1 tRNA gene is annotated in these 301 nt (G+C 47.2%); it reads left to right on the top strand.

Annotated features, from left to right (window positions below):
• Positions 1 to 104: 104 nt before the first annotated feature.
• A tRNA-Leu gene (locus ACY9Z2_RS18890) sits at positions 105 to 187 on the top strand.
• Positions 188 to 301: the final 114 nt, after the last annotated feature.

Raw genomic sequence — 301 nt, 5'->3', positions numbered from 1 at the left:
TTAGGATCTAGTGTCTTTTGACGTGGGGGTTCAAGTCCCTCCACCCGCATTATTACATGCATGGCTGCTGTGTATTGCACAGCATTTTCTTTTGTAATATATATGCGGTCGTGGCGGAATGGCAGACGCGCTAGGTTGAGGGCCTAGTGGGGGCAACCCCGTGGAGGTTCAAGTCCTCTCGGCCGCATTCAAAAAAACTATTGATTTCATTTTGAGTATGTGATATATTAGTGAATGTCGCTTCAAAAGCGCCCGTAGCTCAATTGGATAGAGCGTTTGACTACGGATCAAGAGGTTAGGG

It is taken from the genome of Virgibacillus sp. GM2-2, assembly GCF_055329585.1.
This window is presented reverse-complemented; position numbering and strand designations above follow the sequence as displayed.